Source organism: Wolbachia endosymbiont (group B) of Episyrphus balteatus, assembly GCF_947250575.1.
GTDB lineage: Bacteria > Pseudomonadota > Alphaproteobacteria > Rickettsiales > Anaplasmataceae > Wolbachia.
The window spans coordinates 1,300,043-1,317,258 of sequence record NZ_OX366325.1; the positions used below are offsets into that span (position 1 = coordinate 1,300,043).

General features: G+C 32.3%; 15 protein-coding genes and 1 pseudogene. 5 read left to right on the forward strand and 11 right to left on the reverse strand.

What is annotated here, in order from left to right; translation table 11 throughout:
* The first annotated feature begins 62 nt into the window (after positions 1 to 62).
* Positions 63 to 740, forward strand: coding sequence for an O-methyltransferase (locus OOL05_RS06220; RefSeq protein ID WP_006013497.1), 678 nt, complete (start codon positions 63 to 65; stop codon positions 738 to 740).
* On the opposite strand, the gene OOL05_RS06225 is transcribed toward OOL05_RS06220, so the two are convergent.
* Positions 712 to 1,365 (reverse strand): glutathione S-transferase family protein, encoded by a 654-nt coding sequence (locus OOL05_RS06225; protein WP_010403901.1) that lies wholly within the window; start codon positions 1,363 to 1,365, stop codon positions 712 to 714. The genes OOL05_RS06220 and OOL05_RS06225 overlap by 29 nt on opposite strands.
* Positions 1,366 to 1,676: 311 nt before the next feature.
* On the opposite strand from OOL05_RS06225, the pseudogene OOL05_RS06850 reads away from it, so the two are divergent.
* Together OOL05_RS06850 and OOL05_RS06240 are read left to right on the forward strand one after the other, a co-directional pair.
* Positions 1,677 to 2,578, forward strand: a pseudogene (locus tag OOL05_RS06850) (IS5 family transposase).
* A 220-nt stretch (positions 2,579 to 2,798) separates the two neighbouring features.
* Positions 2,799 to 3,959 carry a hypothetical protein gene (locus OOL05_RS06240; RefSeq protein ID WP_264730236.1) on the forward strand — a complete coding sequence of 387 codons (1,161 nt, stop codon included), beginning with the start codon at positions 2,799 to 2,801 and terminating at the stop codon, positions 3,957 to 3,959.
* A 44-nt stretch (positions 3,960 to 4,003) separates the two neighbouring features.
* On the opposite strand, the gene OOL05_RS06245 is transcribed toward OOL05_RS06240, so the two are convergent.
* From OOL05_RS06245 to OOL05_RS06275, 7 genes are all read right to left on the reverse strand, one after another.
* On the reverse strand, positions 4,004 to 5,245 hold the full coding sequence (locus tag OOL05_RS06245; RefSeq protein ID WP_264730238.1) for a citrate synthase: 1,242 nt from the start codon (positions 5,243 to 5,245) through the stop codon (positions 4,004 to 4,006).
* 79 nt (positions 5,246 to 5,324) lie between these two features.
* Complete coding sequence (gene rpsT, locus OOL05_RS06250; protein WP_007302369.1) at positions 5,325 to 5,594, reverse strand: 30S ribosomal protein S20; 270 nt, start codon at positions 5,592 to 5,594, stop codon at positions 5,325 to 5,327.
* 43 nt (positions 5,595 to 5,637) lie between these two features.
* Positions 5,638 to 6,363, reverse strand: a complete 726-nt coding sequence (locus OOL05_RS06255) for a lysophospholipid acyltransferase family protein (RefSeq protein WP_029237643.1) — start codon at positions 6,361 to 6,363, stop codon at positions 5,638 to 5,640.
* Between the two features lie 56 nt (positions 6,364 to 6,419).
* Complete coding sequence (locus tag OOL05_RS06260; RefSeq protein WP_010404031.1) at positions 6,420 to 7,406, reverse strand: site-specific tyrosine recombinase; 987 nt, start codon at positions 7,404 to 7,406, stop codon at positions 6,420 to 6,422.
* A 370-nt stretch (positions 7,407 to 7,776) separates the two neighbouring features.
* Positions 7,777 to 8,412 carry a DnaA ATPase domain-containing protein gene (locus OOL05_RS06265; RefSeq protein WP_015588224.1) on the reverse strand — a complete coding sequence of 212 codons (636 nt, stop codon included), beginning with the start codon at positions 8,410 to 8,412 and terminating at the stop codon, positions 7,777 to 7,779.
* Between the two features lie 105 nt (positions 8,413 to 8,517).
* A complete protein-coding gene (locus OOL05_RS06270; RefSeq protein WP_264375194.1) occupies positions 8,518 to 9,591 on the reverse strand; it encodes an AI-2E family transporter in 1,074 nt (357 codons plus the stop codon).
* A gap of 49 nt (positions 9,592 to 9,640) precedes the next feature.
* A complete protein-coding gene (locus OOL05_RS06275) occupies positions 9,641 to 10,528 on the reverse strand; it encodes an alpha/beta hydrolase family protein (RefSeq protein WP_236607922.1) in 888 nt (295 codons plus the stop codon).
* Between the two features lie 102 nt (positions 10,529 to 10,630).
* On the opposite strand from OOL05_RS06275, the gene ispD reads away from it, so the two are divergent.
* Entirely contained in the window at positions 10,631 to 11,836 is a 1,206-nt protein-coding gene (gene ispD / locus OOL05_RS06280) for a 2-C-methyl-D-erythritol 4-phosphate cytidylyltransferase (protein ID WP_264376150.1), read from the forward strand.
* 84 nt (positions 11,837 to 11,920) lie between these two features.
* On the opposite strand, the gene OOL05_RS06285 is transcribed toward ispD, so the two are convergent.
* The 3 genes from OOL05_RS06285 to OOL05_RS06295 all read right to left on the reverse strand — a co-directional run bounded on the left by OOL05_RS06285 (position 11,921) and on the right by OOL05_RS06295 (position 16,193).
* The gene (locus tag OOL05_RS06285; protein ID WP_264376151.1) at positions 11,921 to 12,787 is read right to left on the reverse strand and encodes a ParB/RepB/Spo0J family partition protein; all 867 of its coding nucleotides are present in this window, start codon (positions 12,785 to 12,787) and stop codon (positions 11,921 to 11,923) included.
* Positions 12,784 to 13,626 (reverse strand): ParA family protein, encoded by an 843-nt coding sequence (locus tag OOL05_RS06290; RefSeq protein WP_264376152.1) that lies wholly within the window; start codon positions 13,624 to 13,626, stop codon positions 12,784 to 12,786. The genes OOL05_RS06285 and OOL05_RS06290 overlap by 4 nt, the downstream gene beginning before the upstream one ends.
* An 86-nt stretch (positions 13,627 to 13,712) precedes the next feature.
* Complete coding sequence (locus tag OOL05_RS06295) at positions 13,713 to 16,193, reverse strand: response regulator (protein ID WP_064085912.1); 2,481 nt, start codon at positions 16,191 to 16,193, stop codon at positions 13,713 to 13,715.
* Positions 16,194 to 16,352: 159 nt separating this feature from the next.
* Between OOL05_RS06295 and hemF the strand changes: the two genes are divergently transcribed.
* The gene (gene hemF / locus OOL05_RS06300) at positions 16,353 to 17,177 is read left to right on the forward strand and encodes an oxygen-dependent coproporphyrinogen oxidase (protein ID WP_264376153.1); all 825 of its coding nucleotides are present in this window, start codon (positions 16,353 to 16,355) and stop codon (positions 17,175 to 17,177) included.
* Positions 17,178 to 17,216 lie beyond the last annotated feature (39 nt).

Consider the following 17,216-nt stretch of genomic DNA (forward strand, 5'->3'; position numbering starts at 1 on the left):
CTATTGTTATATTTATAAATCTTATATAGATTAAACCTCCTTAGTTTATATTATAAAACTTAATGCGTCATAACTTTAGCAGAAAATCGTTGTACATAAGAAGCTTATTTGCAAAAGAGTATAAAAAAATAGAAGAACATTGTACTCTTGATAAGAAACAACGTATTCAAATCACTCCTGAAGAAGGAAAATTATTAAATTTATTTATCAAAATCCATAAAGTTAAAAGCATAGTTGAAATTGGCACGTTATATGGTTATTCGTCAATTTGTATGGTAAAAGCTTTACCGAAAGATGGTCATATATATACAATAGAAAATAATCCTCAACACTCAAGAATAGCAAAAAAAAATTTTAGTGCTTTTAATCTAAGTGATAAAATTACTCTAATAGAAGGTGATGCACTGGAAAAAATTAATGAATTATCAGCAAAGGCACCATTTGACATGATATTCATCGATGCTGACAAAAGTAGTTATCCTAAGTATTTAGATTGGGCAGAGTCATACATTAAACAAGATGGGCTAATCGTTGCAGATAACACTCTATTATTTGATACAGTATTTTTAGAATCTCCTCCAAAAGAAGTATCAGAAAAGTCATGGCATGCTATGAGAGAGTTTAACGATAGATTGTCAGATGAAAAAAAATATTTCTCCATATTGATTCCTACTGACGAAGGAATGACTGTAGCTTTAAAACTCACGCAAGTTAAAAATCAAGGTCAGCGTAATGTCTAGGGGGAGTTAAGCCAAAAACTCTCTCTAATAATATTTCGCGAAAACAAGGCCTTGATTTAACAATGGAGTACCATTCTTTTAAAATCTTACTTTTTTCCCATGGGAAACTATTTACGTAGTCTATTATAGAAATATGTGATGCTAAAGTAATATCGGCTAAAGTGAACTTATCGGTTGCAAGCCAAACGTTCTTGTTAATTAAGTGTTCGATGTATTCCATATGGCAAGGCAGGTTATTCTGAGCTGCATGAAGAAATCTAGAGTCAGGGCTGCGGTTAGTAATTACTTTTTCATTCATAATATACTTAGTAACTTCATTGTAAAATTTGCTATCGAACCAATTGATTAAAGCGCGTATTTTAGACTTAATAATAGTGGATGAACCAAGTAATTTGACGTCGCTATTGTAAGTCTCTTCTATATATTCACAAATGGCATTACTATCCGCTATTACAAAGTTATTATCTATTAATACTGGTACTTGTCCGATTGGATTGATCTCCATGAATTCATTCCGCTTTTCCCATGGATTTTCATATACCAAATCACAACTCAGCTTTTTTTCCTTGAGAAGAGCTCTAACTTTTCGTGAAAACGGACAAAGAGGAAAATGATATAAAATCATAATATTCCTCTTTTGTTATTCCAATACCTATATGTTGTCATTCCAGTACGTGACATTGGAATCCAGCTTATTTCATTATGTTTAACATATACTCCTAGAATCCATTGTCCATTGTATAATTTCCAAATATTTTTATACTTGAATCCCAGTACAACTGTACGAACATTGTAGTCTGAGAGCAATACCCACCGGAAGGGTGTCATTTCAGTGCGTGACACTGGGATGGCTTTGTTGCATCGCTCAAGTGAAAAGAACTGGCAGTTACTGACAAAATTCATTATAAATAGCCATTTAACTGTTGAAGAAAAAATATGCCACAAAAAATGAGAGTCAGTAACTGCCATGAATATAACAAATTTCTCCAAGAAAGAGGAAGCATTTTTTGTTATATCAATGACGCCATAGAAAATTGGTACGAGAATTGTCCAAAAATGCAGGGCGGCAACTATATTTATAGTGATAAAGTTGTGATTTTAGTGCATATAATCGTTAATCTTTTTAGAATTGGCTTAAGACAAACGGTAGGGTTTGTAAAAGGATATCTGCAACAAATAGGAAGAGATTTGCAGCTATTCACAAGCATCAAAAAAAACTTAATATTAAGATAAATGATTGCAGAAAATAATATAGAAGATATCGAAATTGCTATAGACAGTACAGGAATTAGTATATACAACGACACACAGCAAGGAAAATAGCACTGACAGAGTGGCTATGAGCAAACGAGAAAATTGCACGTAATGTTGAATATAAACAACAAAAAAGCCATAGCTGTAAAATACAGTAACGGTGTCTACTCTGATCACTTGTGATTTGCTAAAAGAAGTTGATTTTCAGCATGCCATAAAAGCACTATATGCAGATAGAGCATGTGATAGGCACAAGTTTTATAAGTTGTGTAACGAATATGATATAAAGACAAAAATTCCACCAATAAACAATGCGGCAGAACATCCAGAAATAGATTATATGTCTGACAGGAATGCTGCTATTAGGTTAATAAAATTATACGGTGAAGATGGCATGAAAGAATGGAAAAAGAAGTAAATTATGGGAAAAGATCTTATATTGAAGGGTTTTTCTCAAGATTAAAGCAAATATTCGGATTTAGTTTTAGGAATAAATCTGAGATAAATCGAGAAAAAGAACTAAATGCTATTTGCTTAATAAATTCACTGATATTGGTGTGGATAAATTTGAGATAGTTACATGAATTTACCATAAATCACCATCTCATAAAGTGTGATGCAACAAAGCCATCCCAGACTGGGATGACAGGAAAAAAAGGCATTCTGATGACACTATTAGTGATGATTGTTTTTATACAGAGTTTTTTCCTTTTAACTCTTACCAAAAGAAATTGCCTGAAGGTAATAAATTTTTGGTGCCAATGAGGAAAGAGGTGGTTTCTAATCTAAAGTTTTTACTAGCCAATGAAATCGCGCGATTTGCAACAGATCTTATTAAAGAGCAAAAAAAAAGAAGACAAAAAATCGGAACTAGGTTTTGAGGAGCTACCAAATGATATAGAGAAGGAGATAGAAAAGTATGTAGATTATAATATAATTGATGAAGTCTTTGATAAGGGATCTTATCTATATGGTGCGGAGTGTGTTGATAGAAATTTGCAACGTTCTTTTGTAGATTTGCTCTCATCGAGGATAACAGGTTATGAAAATGGTCCTAAAAAAACTAAGGATTTTTTAGAAGAGAAAGGAAATTATGTATATCTAAAGAAAAGCATTTTTGATAATCCTAAGCTTGTTAAAGACATAGTAAAGCATATAGTATCTCTGACATGCCGTTGTTTTGATACTCCAAATACCGAGGATGATAATCCAAATACCGAGGATGAAATGAATAAAACTCTGAAGTTCGCAATTGTTGATTTAATTTGTAAGGCACTACCGCACCTACCAATTGATTCTATGTGGCATACTTCCCATAAAGAAAGTGAAGATGAGTATTCAATTTTGGCTCCTGTTATTGATTATGATAATTACATAGAGTTTTTAAATGAAAAAGAAGTTGATCATATTAATAATAAGGTGTTTGGTGGTACAAAAGTATTGCGTGATGTAAAAGATGATATTGCAGAAAGAGGTCTGCCAACATATGGTGACGGACGAATATATGCAATAGACTTTTTTAACCGAGACATTGCTTACTGCGTGATGGATAAGATCATAGAGAGCTCTGTAATCAATGAGGATTATAAACTGTCCATTGATCCTGCGCGTGTGCCAGCTATGAAACCACAAACTCTTGCCCCTTCTGAAGAAAAAGTAGGGACGGATGGACCAAGTGCAGATACAAGTGCAGATAGTGGTTTTGGTGATTCACCTAAGAATTCAGTTATAGGTAAATCACATAATGGAAACTCGAGCAAATTCCTTAGGCCCGACTACTATGGTGAAGGTAAAGGTGGGGATGATGCTTCGGCTAAAGATAGTGGCTTTGGCCCTTCTTCAGCACGATCTTCTTTTAATAAGCCCAAAACAACATTTAACCAACCTTCTATATCACAGCCTGACCAATGTTCTGCAAAAAAGCAGACATCAACTAGTAAAAAATCAATTTGCTGTATTTTATAGCTAAAGAAAATTAGACTATTTGAGGACGAATTGTGAATGAAAGTTTATTTGCCAAGGTATAGCTGCCTTGGCCTACAAATCTTGGTTTCTTTATCGTTTACCATTTCATACCACTGGGCAACCCAACCAGTGGTTCTTGCAAGTGCAAAAATGGGTGTAAACATACTTGAAGGGATACCGATAGCATTCATTATTATACCTGAGTAAAAATCAACATTTGGATACAACTTACGTGTAATAAAATACTCATCCTTTAAAGCTATTTCTTCAAGTTTTTTTGCAATTTCAAGTAATTTATTGTTTTGCTCTAGTTTGCTTAAAATCTCATGACAAGCATCCTTTAATATAAGCGCGCGCGGATCATAGTTTTTATAAACACGATGTCCAAATCCCATTAGCTTAAATGGATCTTTATCATCTTTAGCTTTCTCAATGAATCTATCTACATCTCCACTTTGCTCTATCTCTTTTAGCATATTTATAACTGCCTCATTAGCTCCACCGTGTGCTGGACCCCAAAGTGTAGCAACTCCTGCAGACAGGCTTGCAAATAGATTAGAACCAGCTGACCCTACCAATCTGACAGCTGCTGTAGAAGCATTCTGTTCATGATCAGCATGAAGAGTAAATATTTTATCCAGAGCTTTTACAAAAAGGGTATTATTAACAGCACTGCCAAATATCATATTTAAGAAATTCTCACTATAACTTAATTTATTATTAGCATTTATGAATTCCTGATTGTTGATATGTCTATAAATCATTGCAACAATTGCAGGAACTTTTGCTATTGCAGAAATTCCAAAATCTAAATCTTCACCATTGACATTGTTGCCATGCATTTCATGGTAAGACGCTGACAAATTTGCAAAACATGCAACTAAAATCGACATAGGGTGAGCAGTTTTTGGAAATGCTTTGATTACATTTGTAACTTGCTCTGATACTTTGGATGATTCTTGTATTTTGAGAAGAAATTTTTTGTGTTGCTCTGAACTGGGTAATTCACCATAGAGCGATAAATAAATCACAGCAGTAAAATTATTATTCTCTGCCAAATCAGCTATATTATGTCCCCTATATTTAAGAACTCCTTCATCTCCATCAATGAATGTAATTGTAGAAGAGCATGAAGCTGTAGAAACAAACCCTGGATCGTAAGTGAATAATCCTGTCTTCTTATATAAATCCTTGATATTTAACACGCCAGGACCTACTGTTCCATTTAATACGGGTAGATCAATTTTTGACCCATTACTTAGTTCCAATAATGCTTTTTTATCCATCACTTAAGCTACTTAATTTTATACAGAATATACAAACTGAAGAGTATATATTAATACAGCTAACTTTACATTAACCGTATTAAGCGGTCATCAATGCTTTTACTTTTGCATTTAAGCGACTTATTTTACGCGCAGCGGTATTCCTATGAATGACACCTTTATTTACACATTTGTGTAAATTGGATTCAGCATTCCGAAATGCCAAGACAACATTCTCTTTATCACCAGACTTGATTATATCAACTAATCTTCTAATAGCAGTACGAGTTTTGCTTTTTCGCATCTTATTTACTAAAGTACGCTTTGCTATTACCTTCATCATTTTTTTAGCACTCTTATGATTTGCCATATATTAATACCTGTACTTTTCTTTTAATTATAAAGTTTTTTTGTTAATTTGCAATATCAGTTTTTTCTGCAATTAATCTACTACTTCTTTCTTCAATGATTTTTTCTAAACTTTGCAAGAATTCATTTTTGTTTAACCCAGGATATATGGGAGGTAATATTTCTATTACCGCCTTTCCGGGATTCTTTCTCAGAGAAAGTATGCTTTTTGGCCAAAACAAACCAGTGTTTAAAGCAATCGGTAACACAGGAACAGATAATACGCTATATAAAGCAGCAATACCCGATTGATATTTTATATTTTGGTTTATAGTTGTTCTTGTACCTTCAGGAAATATTATTATGCCTCTATTTTCTTTTATACACACTTTTGCTAATTTCATGATATGACGCACAGAACTAATACCATCTGAGCGGTTAATAAAAATCATTTTTAATGCCATGAGATGCAAACCAATGAATGGAATCCATTTCAATTCACGTTTTAAAATAAAAACTGCTTTTCTAAAGAGTAGTATAAAAATAAATGTTTCAAATGGAGATTGGTGTTTAGATGCAATTATAAAAGGTTGCTTAGGAATGTTTTCCATTCCCCTCACTTCATATTTAATGCCACATAATAAACGCAACATGAATAATACAACTCTCACCGAGCAAACAAGGAAAATGGTTATTACACACTCAGGAAAGAAAATTACAGGGAGAGTAATTAAAGTATAGAATACTTCCCATAATATAAGGAGTAAATTAAATAATAAACTTGCAATCACAAACACACGTAAACTTATTTGAATTTAACTTTACTACAAAACTAAAAGCAATAAGTTTAATTATTGATCATCTGAGTAATAGGATGAGAATCAGCTAATTTGTCCTTTAACTTTTCGTTAGCAATATGAGTATATATTTGTGTTGTAGAAAGATTAGTATGGCCAAGAATTTTTTGTATCAGCACAATATTTGCTCCGCTATTCAGTAGATGGGTAGCAAGAGAATGCCTAATCACATGTGGAGAGATTTTATTTTCATCAATATCGCACTTTCTTGCTAATTCCTTTATTAATTGACCAACTCTTTGCCTTGTAATTGGTTTATTAGGTTTATCACCTGGGAATAGCCAATCAGATTTTTTGTTGTTAGGGAGCAGATTGTCACGAATTGATAAATAATCTTTAAGGCTTTGCAATGCTTGTTGATTAAAAAAGATTTGCCTTTCTCTGCCACTTTTTCCCTTTATTATTATGTAGCCTTCCTTACCATTACTGTTTACTAAATGTGATACTTCACATAACTTCATATTGATTAGTTCAGAAACACGCATCCCGGAAGAGTAAAGAATATCTAAAATTGCACATAGCCTTTTACTGCTTATCTCTTTATTCGATCCGCTTGCTGATTTTTTTACTGTTTCCATGAGCAAAAATATTTCTTGAACACTTAAATACTTAGGCAAAGGACGGGAAACCTTTGGATTTCTTAATTCATTATCATTAGCCGGTGCTGGATTAAAATCTATTATTCCATCATTAAATAGGCACTTATAGAAATTTTTGATAGCAGATATTTTTCTTGATATAGAGCTAGTTTTATATTTCTTTTGTGTACGTAAAAAGTTTACATAATCTTTAATATTAGCTTTACTTGCACCAACTAAGGTAGTGCCTCCTTCTAATAAAAATTTTTCAAGTTGGTGTAAATCTGAACGATAACTTTCCAAAGTATTTTGTGTAGAGGATTTTTCGGAAACCAAAGTATCTATGTAATACGTTATGTAAAGATCCTCTTTTTTATTTTGTGGTTGTTTATTTTTCATTATCAGCTCCTATATTTATTTCTTTGACTATAATTTGATTAAAAGTATTTTTTGTATTTTTTATAAGAAAATATGAGATAAATAAAACATTTATCAATAAAGTAAGTACTACAAACCTTTGTTTTAACCTTTTTTTTAAATTTGATCTTATTTTTACCATATTTCAATTATAACATCAAATCTATAAAAAACATCCTGTAAAGTAAGTTTTACTATCATATAAAATATCCCTTAGCTATGTCTGTTTATGCTTATTACATCATAGCATTTATTATAATTTTAACATAAAGAGATAGTGATTTCAACTTCATTATTGTATGGGTATTAATAAATCTTTAATATATATAACAAATGTCTTGAGCAGAAGGAATCACTTGGGACTTTTTTTTAATAAAGTGTTAATAAAAGGAATGGTTACATTTGATCCTATGGATTCACTATCTATTTTTTCTATAATTTTATTAATGCTGTGGAAAGAACGTTCTATTCTTGCTAGAATATAATTAATCACTTTTAAATCAATTTTTAACTGTTTATCTGAAAATCGTTTTATTAGCATAATTCTTAATAATTCCTCGCTTGCAGGCAAAATTTTTACGCTGGTAGTTGACAATATTCGGGAGCTTAAATCTCTTAGTTTGAAGTTAAGCTTTTTTGGTGAAATTGAAGAAGTGATTAGCAGTCTCTTATCATTTTCTTTCATATAATTATAACAATGTAACAACATTTCCTCATCTTTAATGTTTTGTACATCCTCTAAAATAAACGCATCGCTATACCTAATTTCGCTTACAAAATTATTCACATTGATAAAAATTGCATTATTTATTGATTGCCAAATATGAGCAAGGTGAGTTTTTCCAGAGCTGTTAGGTCCAAAAAGAATCAGGCATTTCCAAGATAAATCGTTAACTATTGAGTTATATACGTGCTTATTTTCGTCTAAGGTGATATAGTTTTGCCAGCAATAATCAACTTGATTATTGCTAAATAAATTTAATTGCACGTAAAGCCTCTTACATTACTACTTTTTGATAATAATTTTTGCATAAAAATTTACTTGCATCTCTCAAATGTATCAGAGGTCCTTTTTCTTTTTATCGTGAACTAATTAGCCATTTTTATAAAGCTCACTTTCAAAATATTTATTGACTGCATATTCTACTAATACACTGAACATTCCTATTATTGGAATAAAAAATAATATACCTATAAACCCAAAATATGAGGTGCATATGACAACTCCTAAAATAATGATAGTTGGATGTATATGAACTTTTTTTCCTATTAATAAAGGCACTAATATGCTTGAGTCTATTAATTGACCAACACTAAATAATAGCAAGACAGCAGTACTTTCAAACCATCCACTAAATTGAGTAATGGCGCTCAAAAATCCGATAATAGTGTATAATAATGGCCCTATATAGGGTATAAATGTTAATGTTCCTGATAAAATTCCAATAGCTACAGAATGCTTCAGCCCAATTATGCTAAGGCCCACGGAGTAAAAGATCATCATGACTATACATACGTTTAACTGTCCCTTTAGGTAATTAGATATAATGAAATCTACTTTGGAAAAATAACCTGCAGCTTTTTCTCTGTAAAGAATGGGAATTAGTTTATTAGCCTTTTCTACAATTGCAGGCCAATCACGTAATACATAAAAAAACACCACAAGCGTAATAGCTATTAATGATACCATGTAAATCAAATTAAAGCTTGAATTTAGCACTTGAATTATAAGATTACTGCCCATGCTAAGAGCATTTATAAAATAAGATATATAATCACTGTAATTTTCTACTAGATTTTTAGACAAGTGATCAAATAAACTATCTTCAGTTTTTATATTAAGAAATTCTAGCACAGAAGGAATCACTTTAAGCTTTAATGAAGGTATCTTATTCACTAAGAAATTTAATATTAAAGTAATTTGAAAATATATAATAGGTAAAACAAATGTGATAACTAATATAAAAGCTATCAATAAGGTAAGTATTATAAAAACTACAGAACATGAACGTGGTATTCTATATTTTTCAAACTTGGTTACTAGCGGGTTAAATAGATGTGCAACAAAAACAGATATTAGACACGGAACAATCATAGGACGCATCAAAAATAATGCCCCTATTATGAAAAGCAGTACACAACAAATAGTTATATGACGTTTTTGCATGTGTTTAGAATAGTTAATTTACCGAAAAATATACAGTTTTTTGTAAGTACTATCTATTCATTATTTTATTAGGCATGAGATCAGCCAAATTTTCACTCAATTGCCAACTAGATAAAACTCCGTTATGCGGGTTATCTGTAAAGCCTCTCAGATTAACGATCTTAATCGAATTTCTATTTAACAATAGATCATCTACTGCCTTTGCCAATTGTACAGGATATGGTATTAAGGTGTCTCTTTCATGATTAATGACTACTATTGGTATATTATCATTTTGTAGCTTTTGTATATTGCTTACTATATCAAAATCTAAATTTAGGACCTTAAGCATCTTTTTCAATAAGCATGAGGGCAGTACACTTAAAATTTTTGCTTGAGGAATTGGAAAATGCTTTATTGCATTATGAAAAGAGCTGAAAGTGCTAGTAAAAATAACGCCTCCAAGTTTAATATTTTTGTCTGTAAAATATTTTAATACTTCTGATGCAACTGCTCCTCCAAAGGAATGGCCGAAAAGTATGATGTTTTCAGGTTTTACACCCTTGTCCATTAATTCATTGATTTTTTTTATCGAAGACTGAGATAAGCTTTTATTCTTATTTATAAATGGAATCATGAGTATTGATATAGACAAAAAAGTGCAAATCAAAGCTGCTAATATTGCTGAATTCGCTGTCCTAGACGTCATTGGGTTGGTAAATAATATCAGAGCGGGTGATAATATGGATATTCCTAAAAATAAGAAACTAGCTATTGCGTAAGTTATATAGTTTTGAAATGCAATTGGGTATTTATGTGCATGAGTGTAGAAATTAGACCTATGGAGATATGTAGATCTATCTTGTATATACCTGGACGCATTTTTATAATTATCACCTATTCCATGAAAAAATATAAGATGTATCTCATTTTCTTTATTATACTTAGCAACGTGCATTATTTCCCTCTAACATATATTACACCTAGTAAAAGAATATTCTTTTTTGAGAATTGGATCAAACTTTTTTAAAATGCTAGATAACTTGTATTAACAACGAAAATGATAAGCATGTACACTAACAGACTTGAGGAATACAAGATAGCAGCATTAATAGTTGCAGCAGGAGTAGGCAGTAGATGCAATGCCAAAATCCCTAAACAGTATATAAAACTGGCAGGTAAGTCTGTTTTATTTCACACAATTAGAAAATTCTTAGCTAATCAGTACATAAGTTACATAAGAGTGGTAGTAAATGAAAGTCAAAAAGATTTCTATAAAGAAGTTACGTCATCAACTATAGATACTAAATTGCTGAGTCCAGTATGTGGAGAAAAAAGCAGGCAGAGTTCAGTTAAACTTGGACTGGAGAGTTTGCAAAAGATCAATCCAGATTTTGTTATTATACATGATGCTTGTAGGCCTTTTGTATCAAATATTCTAATAAATAACTTGATTGAATCTATGATTAATGGTCAATATACAGGAGTAGTTCCAGCAATAGAAGTCGAGGATACTATATCGTTGGTGAGTAATAATTTCGTTGAATCTACGATTTCAAGAGAAAAACTTAGAGCCATACAAACCCCTCAAATTTTTAATTTCAGAGAATTATTATCGTGCCATCAGTCAGTCAAAGAATTTACTGATGATTCATCACTAATGGTGGAGCATAAAAAACATGTTGCGATTATTGAAGGTGAGAAAAAGAATTTTAAGTTAACTACAAAAGAGGATATCAATATGGCAAAACTTCTCTTTGGAGAGCCAAAATTCCGTGTCGGAACCGGTTATGATATACATAAATTTGTTAAAATTCAAAATGATGCTAAGAGCTTTATAAAAATTTGCGGTGTGGAAATTGAGCATAATATGGCAATAGAGGCACATTCCGATGGTGATGTTGCAATACATGCAATCGTTGATGCAATACTCGGAGCACTAGGATGTGGCGATATAGGAGAACATTTTCCTCCTAATTCCTCTAAATGGAAGGATTGCAATTCATCTCATTTTCTTGACTTTGCTGCTAAAAAAGCACAGGAAAAAGGATATAGCGTGTCTAATTTAGATATTACTATAGTTTGTGAAGAGCCTAAAATATCGCCTTACAAAGCAGGAATGAAGGAATTCATATCAAAAATATTAGAAATTAATGATGAATTCGTAAATATCAAAGCAACCACAGCGGAAAAATTAGGTTCTATTGGAAGAAATGAGGGAATAGCAACGTATGCTTCTGTGCTATTGCGTGCAAATTTTTATTGAAGGTAGAAACGAAATAACTTACTTGACAAACTCCACCATTTCACTTCCATTGCAAGGAAAGTGGGAAGGTTTGTCAAGAAATTTCTATGAGCTACTTTCGACATTAATAGCTGATTCAAGTCTTCTATTCAAAATTTTCAATATAAAATCCAATTCATTTGAGTTGTTATAACGTATCATGACTTTACCCTTAGAATTACTGTCATTAATTTTGATCTTTAAACCAAGCTGAGAAGATATAGCTCCTTCTAATGCTGCCATATCTTGATTTTTAGTACAATTATGCTCTTTTCGGTCGTTATTTTGTTGTAAGTCTTTTATCAATTTTTCAGTTTGTCTAACGCTCAGGCCCTGAGAAACTATTCTTTCTGCAATACTTTCCGCATTTTCAACATTAATCAATGCTCTTGCATGACCCATAGACAATTTTTTCTCGTTGATCATTGTTTTTACTCCATTAGGGAGTGACAGCATTCGTATCATATTGGTTATGTGACTGCGGCTTTTACCTAAAGTTAAGGCTAATTCTTCGTGTGTATAGGAGAATTCATCTATTAGTTTTCTGTACGCCTCACCTTCTTCTATTGGATTAATATCTTGCCTCTGTATGTTTTCAATTATCGATACTTCTAAGCATTCCTTGTCATTTAAATCTTTTATGATAACCGGCACACTATCAAGATTTATGACCTTACTTGCTCGCCAACGACGTTCCCCTGCTACTATTTCATAACCTTCATTATTTGGATCTTTGCGCACCACAACAGGTTGTATTATACCATTTTTCTCTATCGAACCTGCAAGTTCTTTTAATGACTCCTCATCAAAATATTTTCTCGGCTGAAATTTGCTCGGGTGTAGTAATGAAATAGGTAACCGATCTTCTTTATTACCATAATTATCGCCTATGAGGCCAGCAAGACCTCTACCTAAGCGCCTATTGTCCTTCACGCTGCACCCTCACTTATCAGCTTTTTCTCTTTACAGATGCTCATGTGTTTCTTTAAAATTTCTTTTGCCAAACTTATATATGCTTGTGCACCAGGACACTTAAGATCATATACAATAGCAGGTTTTCCATGAGAAGGCGCTTCTGATAACCGTACGTTACGTGGAATAATGGTCTCATACAATGGGATGATAGTTTTATATACTTTATCATTTAAATACTGGCAAATATCATTTTTTATCTGCTCACTAAGTTTGTTGCGTCTGTCATACATTGTGAGCAATATTCCTTCTATTGCCAGGAAAGGGTTTAGGTTATTTCTTTTTATCAGCTCTACAGTCTTAACTAAATGGCTCAATCCTTCCAGAGCGAAAAATTCACACTGAAGAGGAACAATAATAGAGTTAGCAGCGGTCAAAGCATTGATAGTAAGCAGACCAAGTGATGGAGGGCAGTCGATGATTATGTACTCATAATTATCACGCACTTTCTCTAGAGTGTCTTTTAGTACGAATTTTCCCTGCTCAAGTTGTGATAGCTCAATTTCTGCAGCTGATAAGTCAACCACTGATGAAATCAGCGATAGATTTGGAATTTCCTTTATATTGAAAATTGCCGATTCCACCAATTCACTTTCGCTGCTCAGCAGTATTTTATATATATTTTTTTCTTCCCTGCTACGATAAGAAATCCCAAGTCCTGTACTAGCATTTCCTTGAGGGTCAAGATCTACCAGTAAAGTACTTTTTCCCACAGCAGCAAAGGCTGTTGATAAATTTATACTAGTTGTAGTTTTACCAACTCCACCCTTTTGATTTACTATTGCAATGATCTTGCTCACGCCTTTTATCTTATGTATAAAATAACTCTATTGTATATATGCAAGAAATTTTTGCATTAGAAAAATTTTTTTGTTGCCAATCATGCTCAAAGTAAACTGCCTTTTTTTGTCTTGTGTAACACACTTTGAACCTTATTTCCTAACTCATTCAGAGTAAATGGTTTGGGTAAAAAATGGAAGTCTTCTATATTGATTTCATCGCTCTTTAAAAAAGCATCCTCTGTATACCCAGAAATAAAAATAACTTTGATGTTTGGCCTATGTATCAATGTTTCTTTAACTATTTCTGGACCACTCACCTCTGGCATGATTACATCAGTGATTATTAGATCTATGTGTTGATTTTTTTTTCTAATGATCTCTAGTGCCTCGCTGCCTATACTCGCTTCTATTACATTAAATCCTTTTCTTGTAAGAGCCTTAGCAGTAAATTCCCTTACTGAATCTTCATCTTCAATTAATAAAATTATACCATTACCTTTAATCTCTACCGGTTTCTCTATTTCTTTACTATCTTCCTCTTTATCATTTTCATCCGATATGTAAACTATGGGCAAAAATATGCTAAATTTAGTTCCATGATTCACTTTGCTAGCAACATAGATGTATCCTTCGGTTTGTTTAATAATGCCATATACAGTAGAGAGGCCAAGACCTGTACCAGAAGTAATATCTTTGGTAGAAAAAAATGGATCAAATGCCTTTTCAATTATATCACTCGTCATTCCACATCCAGTATCAATCACTTCAATCACAACATAATTCCCATGTTCAATCGTTTCCTTATCTGGAGAAAACATATCCTGAGGTGTAGAATTTAATGAATCAACCTTTTGATTAAAGGTTCGTATAGTTAACTCTCCCCCCTTTTCCATAGCAGCACCAGCATTAACTGCTAAGTTAAGCATAACTTGCTCTAATTGTCCTTGGTCAGCCCTAACAGCACCCAAATCGCTACCATAATAAATATTAAATTTTATATTTTCACCTATTAATCTTTTGATCATTTCATAAAGATTAGCTATCGTACCATTTACATTAATAATCTTTGGCTGCAAAGTCTGTCTTCTTGAAAAAGCAAGCAGTTGTCTTACTAAATTTGACCCACGTTTTGCATTTTGCTGTATCTGTATTATATCTCCAAAAGATGGATCGCTAGCTGAGTGCTGGAGTAAAAGCAAATCACAAAATCCTATTATTCCGGTTAATATATTATTGAAATCATGTGCAATACCACCTGCTAATTGCCCTATAGCTTGCACCTTTTGATAATGCTCAAGTTTTATCTCTAGTTTTTTACGTTCAGTATTATCAATAAAATAACAAAGTATGAACATCACTTTATTATGAAGAAACTTATTAAAATATATTTTCATGTTATTACCGCCATTGAGCTGCACATCAAAGGACGCATTATTTATCCTATTACTTGAAAAATATTCACGCACTTTCATATGATAACCATCTGATATCAATGCAAAGATAGAACCATTATTTGACCCCGCAAGTTTTACTAATGCTATATTTTTCTTTATAAAATTGCCATTTATGTCGCATTGTGCAATAGCAATTGACGAATTTGTAAAACAAGGGTGTAGTTGATAATCAACAATATTTGATTCAGTTGGTGTTATAAAGCCGTGTATATAGCTATGATTGTATTTATCACAAAATATAGCAGTACTCATATAAGCCTTAAATGGAGCACCGCTTATAGTAAAAAACATAATTTCATTTTTGGTTATTGTATCGTCATACTTAGATTGAGATATAAAATCATTGATTGAGCTACCTTTTTCCAATTTTTTTAGTTCAAACATGTCTAAAAATCTTTTATTTACAGATAAGATACCTCCTTTTGTATTTGCAACGTAAGTTGCTATATTGTGTTTCTCTATCAACTCTTCATATACCTGCTCTTTGTTTACCTGTGTTGCCTTCAGTACAAAATACCCATTCGGTCTTGCTATTGGGGCTAATGATAAATTTAAAGTCTTATTACTATTTATAGCAATTTGTGGATTATCCGGTATTGGTTCAGAGAGCAAAAGAAAGTTAGATATTCTACTCTTCTTGCTTAAGGAAATGCATACTTTTACAGAAGTGTTATTTCTTAACGCATGATAGAGTGATTTTCTGTCTTTTTCTGACACATCTCCTGCTTCAAGGATTTTATCTAGCGTAACATCATCGTTTATGTGATCTTTAAACCTTTCGTAGAACCTCGCATCAGCATAAATAATACCCTCATCTTTATGTAAAATGAGACAAAACTCTGTATTATGATTCAGCGCATTTGCAAATATTGCATTTTGAAACTCTATGATATTAAGTAGATACTTGTAACGTTTTATATTATATGCCACAAAGAGAGTCATTAGAATGCTAATTAATAAATTAATCTCTATATTAACATGCTGACTATATACATTAGAAAAATAGAGTACTGATATTGCTATTGGAGGTAAGAACATAATGACTGCCATCACAATAATTGACATCCCATAATTTCTTAGTATGAAGTCAACTCTGTTCTCTTTTTTGTTATCTATGTATCTTTTACTCATTATTATTGCTTGGCATCCTTGCACATATAAAAATATTCTACTATATTGATTTAATTATTATAGATTTATTAACATCCTTGATAGGTAGTTACTATCCCAATCTAATTAATTCCTGTAAATATAGAGTAGAATAATATTAATAAGCCAACAGAAGGCATTATGGAAAAACAAAAGACACAAGCATTTGAATGGTTCTGCGCACTGAGAAACAAGATCACCGAATCTTTCTTATCAATTGAGTTACAGTCATTCACAGAACCAAAAATCGAAAAAAGAAAGTGGAACCGACCAGGTGGAGGAAGTGGTGAATCTACAATTATCTTTGGTAATATTTTTGAAAAAGTTGGAGTAAACGTTTCAAGAGTATACGGAAAGCTCTCAGACTCAGCCATTAATGAAATTCCTGGTGCAAGTGAAAGCAATGGAGAGTTTTGGGCAAGCGGTATATCTTTAGTGTCTCACATGCAATCTCCCCTTATCCCTGCAGCACATATGAACACAAGGCTGATATATACCTCAAAACAATGGTTTGGTGGAGGAATGGACTTTACTCCAATTTATAAAGATGAGGGAGATTGCAAGTATATTCACGAATCAATTAAAGCAACTTGCGATGAGTTCAACATCGAATATTATCCGAAATTTAAAAAGCAATGTGATGATTACTTTTTTTTACAACATAGAAAAGAGCCACGTGGTATTGGTGGAATTTTTTATGACAATCTAACTTCTGGCAAATGGAAAAATGATTTTGAGTTCACAAAAGCAGTAGGTGAAGCCTTTTTAGAAATTTACTTACACATCATACACAAACATATGCAAAAATCTTGGACAAAAGAACAACGAGAAGAACAATTGATAAAACGTGGCAGATATGTGGAGTTCAATCTTCTTTATGATCGTGGTACAAGGTTTGGTTTAATGACTAATGGTAACCCCGATGCAATTATGATGTCGATGCCGCCTCTTGTCAAGTGGGTGTGAAAAGCGGTTATTAATATAAAATAAATCGTTATAGTTTAA